Origin of the sequence: Pedobacter zeaxanthinifaciens, assembly GCF_003313335.1 — a bacterium.
Lineage (GTDB): Bacteria > Bacteroidota > Bacteroidia > Sphingobacteriales > Sphingobacteriaceae > Pedobacter > Pedobacter zeaxanthinifaciens.
The window spans coordinates 1-5207 of sequence record NZ_QMHP01000018.1; the positions used below are offsets into that span (position 1 = coordinate 1).

Consider the following 5207-nt stretch of genomic DNA (forward strand, 5'->3'; position numbering starts at 1 on the left):
GATGTGGCCAGTTCGCAAAAAAAGGAGTGGCCAGTTTTGGAATAATCTACACTTTATGACAAAAACACAAAAGAAGTTATGCTTTTTGCTCACGACCATTGCTTTGACAATGTTAAATTTTTAGATAATCAACCTGAATATACATTTCACAGAATAAACGGAATTAACACGTTTGTGGACTACGTAGAGAGTTTAGCAACTGAATGGACAAACGAGATAGGATAAAGAAAGACAGAAAGGCTGCAGGTAACAAGGGTTTTGCGTCAGGCAAGCCGACGTGCAAAAGCTCAAGTTCAGTTGTTCATTAACTACTGCTCAAATTTAATCTTTCTCTCCAACACGCTTTAAAGGAACTATGGCATAAACGCTCACATGGGATTTACGAAGCACCTATTTTTTCCGTTCCTTCTTTGCTTGGTTGTTGATAAAAAGTTGCAGCCTTTAACCAACGAATAAATTTAGTTGAAAGATGGAGCTTAAATGTTACATCAAAAGTTCTCTCAAAACATAATTAATTGAATTAAAAACCCAGTAAGTTCAGGTGGAAGCAGCAAGATAAGTGAATACCAAAAGCCACTTTTAGATAGGAACCCCCATAAAAAAGAAAAGAGACAATCCATCCAGACTTGTCTCTCTTTCTAACCAAATATAAACCTGTATGAACGGGTGTATCTTAATTCCTTTGAAGGAGTATTATCAATATTTAATTGTTGGCCTCAACCAACACTACAAATGTAGGCATAATTTCGATTAGTGTAAAAAGTACACTAAGAAAATTTAATTTTGCTGTTTGTTATGACATATCTATGACTAAAATACCGTTTTTAACGTTAAAAAAGCATATATCAATGTTAAAATAACATAGTTTCGCTTTTTCATTGATGTTTGATATTTCCTAAACGCAAATTGTAGAAGTACATTATTTCATTGCCTGATATTTAACTTTCCTTAACAATCATCGCTTGGCTTACAAAGCTAAACTTAAGTAGCGGGCATAAAAAAAGCAGCACCTTTAGCGTGCTGCCTTATGATTTGGTTTGGATATTTGTGCTTAAATAAATTTACCTACTTCTTGAGCTAGGTCAATGATTTTATTTGAATAACCCCACTCGTTATCGTACCACGAAACTACTTTAACAAAGTTATCATTCAATGAAATACCAGCTTTAGCATCAAAAATTGAAGTACGAGCATCACCTAAGAAATCTGTAGAAACTACTTCGTCTTCAGTGTAACCTAAAATACCTTTCAATTCGCCTTCAGAAGCTTCTTTCATGGCAGTTTTAATGTCTTCGTATGAAGCAGATTTCTCTAAACGTACAGTTAAATCAACTACAGATACATCGGCAGTTGGTACACGGAACGACATACCAGTTAATTTACCTTTCAACGATGGCAATACCAAGCCTACAGCTTTAGCCGCACCAGTTGAAGAAGGGATGATGTTTTGGTAAGCGCCACGTCCGCCTCTCCAATCTTTAGCAGATGGACCGTCAACAGTTTTCTGCGTAGCAGTTACTGCGTGTACAGTAGTCATTAAACCTTCTAAAATGCCATATTTATCGTGCAATACTTTAGCAATTGGCGCTAAACAGTTAGTAGTACAAGAAGCATTTGAAACAATGTTTTGCTCAGCTTTTAATTCTTTATGGTTAACACCCATTACAAAAGTTGGGGTATCATCCTTAGCCGGTGCCGACATGATTACTTTTTTAGCACCTGCATCAATGTGCTTTTGTGCAGTTTCCTGAGTTAAAAATAAACCAGTTGATTCAATTACAACTTCAGCGCCAACAGCATCCCATTTCAAGTTAGCTGGATCTTTTTCAGCAGTTACGCGGATTGTTTTTCCATTAACCACCAAGTTGCCATCTTTCACTTCAACAGTACCGTCAAATCTACCGTGGGTCGAATCGTATTTTAACATGTAAGCCATATAATCTGGCTCTACAAGATCATTAATGCCAACAACTTCAATATCGTTGCGTTTTACAGCGGCTCTAAAGGCTAGGCGGCCAATACGGCCAAATCCATTAATTCCTATTTTCATCTTTATTTTATTTTATTTTTAATGGTGATGAAGCTGTCTGCGACGGTTTCATCATTTTATTATTATGTTTTCTTTTCTATCGTCAAAGCCCTAAAGCCTTGTTTCTTTCTAATCCGCTAATTGCTATAATAATTAAGGATATTGTGGATCGGCTCTTTCGTTACCGACATCACCTTGATTTCATATTTCTGCGCTACCTCCCTCAGTTGATCTTGGAAACCTCCCGCTACCGAACCTACAAAATGGATGTCTTCGCCAGGATGTTTTTCAAGCGTAGGGATAATATAAGTGTCGAAATACTTCTCAAAACCTTGTGCTACCAGCTGTTGTATAAATTTATGTTCGCTGTTTTCCAGGTAAAATTCCAAAAACGACGCCAAGTAAGTTTGAACTTGAGGCTTACGGTACACTCGCTCTAAAATGGTAGGTCGGTCCAAATTGTATTGCGCCTCCATTTTTGATTTTAGCTCCGCAGGTATCTTGTCTTCCAGATAATTCTTTAACAGCATTTTTCCGAAATAATTGGCAGATCCTTCATCGGCTAAAATATAGCCTAGTCCGTAATTGTTTTTTTCAGGCTTTTTGCCGTTAAAGTAAGCGCAATTAGCACCGCTGCCTAAAATGCCTACAATGCCAGTTTTATCATGGCAGGCGGCAATGGCAGCACCATACAAATCATCCTTTACTTTAATTTTGCCATTCACAAAAAATCGTGATAGCGTATCCGCTAGCTCCTGTTGTTTATCTTTTGCGGATGCTCCTGCTGCAAAAACGTAAATTTTCCTAATGTTTTCGGCGTTGTGTATAAGGGTGATGTTTTTGCCCAAAATTTGTAGCGTTTGCTTTGGATCGTTAAAGCAGGGATTAATACCTGCCGTATGTGTTTCAATTACAGCACCGCCTTCCGCTGAAATTTTCCAACAGGCATTTTTTGAACCGCTATATACTACTGCAATCATCCTCTTTTAAATTGATAAAACATGGGTCATTTCCAACAAATCATCCTCCAGTTTGTAGTTGCTTAGTCCGCTAAGGGCCTCCGCTAAAGAGGTAAGGCCAATTTCGTTGCCTTTTAAGCCAACCATCTTCATGCTTTCGCCAGCAATAAGCGCATTGGTAGCTGCAAAGCCCAATCTGCTTCCTAAAATTCTATCAAAACCACTCGGACTGCCGCCACGCTGTAAGTGCCCTAAAATGGTCACTTTCGTATCGTAATGGGTAAACTTGCGTTTTACCGCCTTGGCAATATCATAAGCGCCACCGTACTTATTCCCTTCGGAAACAATTACAATGCTTGATGATTTTTTGGTAGAGGCTCCAGACTTCAATTTCATGATCAGCTCCTTTAGCGAAGTTTCACGTTCTGGCAATAACACCGCTTCCGCACCGCTGGCAATGGCACTGCGTAAAGCAATACAGCCTGAGTCGCGTCCCATCACTTCAATAAAAAATAACCTATCGTGAGAGTCGGCAGTATCCCTAATTTTATCAATGGCCTCAATTACCGTATTAATGGCGGTGTCGTAGCCCAAAGTAAAATCCGATCCGTACAAATCATTATCGATAGTGCCGGGTACGCCAATTACTTTAACGCCAAATTTCTCGCCAAATCTTTTAGCTCCGGTAAAGGTGCCATCGCCACCAATTACCACTAAGCCATCAATGCCTTTTTCTTGTAGATTTTTAAAAGCGATTTCCATCCCGGCATCTTCCTTAAACTCTAAACATCTAGCTGTTTTAAGGATGGTTCCGCCCATGTGTAAAATATTGCTTACAGAGCGGGCGTCCATAGGGATAATGTTGTTGTTGATTAAACCTTGGTAACCTTGTATGGCACCAAACATGTTCCTGCCATGGTAAATTCCTGTGCGTACAACGGCTCTAATGCAGGCGTTCATGCCCGGGGCATCGCCTCCAGAGGTCAGTACTGCTATGTTCTTAATATTTGGTTTCATTCTGATTATACGAATATAACGTGTATTTTTTACACTAAGTAATTTTTTTTCAAAAATTTTATGAATTAACGAAATAAGTGTCTTTATTTTGTTTCAAAATTCAAACATTTAAATCGCTTAGTTTTGACAGCAGTGACCCCAGGTTTTGATTTCGCAGTATCTATAGATTGCGTACTTTTTGGTTTTGACGGTGCAGAACTAAAAATTTTATTGATTGAGAGAAATGAGGAACCATTTAAAGATTGGTGGGCCTTGCCCGGCAACTTGGTTAACCATGATGAAAGTGTAGACCAATCGGCGCAACGCATTTTGAAAGAGCTTACCGGCCTTAGCGATATTTACATGGAGCAATATTATGCCTTTGGTGATGTAGAGCGACATCCACAAGGTAGGGTTATTTCGGTAGCTTATTATGCCATGTTGCGCTTGGGTGGCGATAAGCCGTTAAAACCTTTGAGTACTTATGCCAAAAAAGCGCAGTGGGTTAATGTGGCTAATTTGCCCAAGTTGGCCTTTGACCACCAGCATATTTTAAATAAAGGTTTAGAGAAAATTAAACGCCGCATTAAGCATTTGCCTTTAGCATTTGAGCTGTTGCCAGAGAAATTTACCTTAACGCAAGTGCAGAGCGTTTATGAGCTTATTTTGGGTAAAAAATTGGATAAACGTAATTTCCGTAAAAAGATTTTAAGTTTTAAAGTTTTAAAGGAGCTGGAAGAAAAACAACGTGGCGTCTCTTTCAGGGCGGCTACCTTGTATAAGTTCGATAAACGTAAATACAATAAGCTTTTTGGCAAGGAGATTTCGTTTTAATCATACGTCAAATTATAAATTACAAAGATTAACAGTAGGCTAGGTATGTTCCTGGCCTATTTTTTTGAAAAGCAAAAGAAGTGGTTCTTATTTTACGATAGTCCCGCTAACCGCTTTACTTGCCTCATGCTTCGGCGGCGTGTTCGCTTTTATCGGGTTTAGTTGGCAAAGCCTGCTCAAATACATTCTACAGCTCCTGTCCTTCCGCCATTCTATTACTTGCTGTCATTCCGACGCTATTTGTTGTTTTCCCTATGCTATACTGCTCGCTGTCATCCCGCCATTCCACCACTTGCTGTCATTCCGACGCTAGGAGGAATCTGTCTCTTACGTATGACGGTCAGATTATCGTAGATTTAAGAATGAATTTTAACGCAAAGTTCAGAAGA

At 39.0% G+C, this 5207-nt stretch carries 4 protein-coding genes; 1 reads left to right on the forward strand and 3 read right to left on the reverse strand.

What is annotated here, in order from left to right:
• Positions 1 to 1051 precede the first annotated feature (1051 nt).
• The 3 genes from gap to pfkA all read right to left on the reverse strand — a co-directional run bounded on the left by gap (position 1052) and on the right by pfkA (position 4005).
• Positions 1052 to 2050 (reverse strand): type I glyceraldehyde-3-phosphate dehydrogenase, encoded by a 999-nt coding sequence (gene gap / locus DUT68_RS17955; protein WP_113639621.1) that lies wholly within the window; start codon positions 2048 to 2050, stop codon positions 1052 to 1054.
• 116 nt (positions 2051 to 2166) lie between these two features.
• On the reverse strand, positions 2167 to 3009 hold the full coding sequence (locus DUT68_RS17960; protein WP_113639622.1) for a hypothetical protein: 843 nt from the start codon (positions 3007 to 3009) through the stop codon (positions 2167 to 2169).
• A gap of 6 nt (positions 3010 to 3015) precedes the next feature.
• Positions 3016 to 4005: a 6-phosphofructokinase gene (gene pfkA, locus DUT68_RS17965; protein ID WP_113639623.1), complete on the reverse strand. Its 990-nt coding sequence runs from the start codon at positions 4003 to 4005 to the stop codon at positions 3016 to 3018.
• Between the two features lie 123 nt (positions 4006 to 4128).
• Here pfkA and DUT68_RS17970 point away from each other — a divergent pair, with 123 nt between their 5' ends.
• A complete protein-coding gene (locus tag DUT68_RS17970) occupies positions 4129 to 4818 on the forward strand; it encodes an NUDIX hydrolase (RefSeq protein WP_113639624.1) in 690 nt (229 codons plus the stop codon).
• The last annotated feature ends 389 nt before the right edge of the window (positions 4819 to 5207 follow it).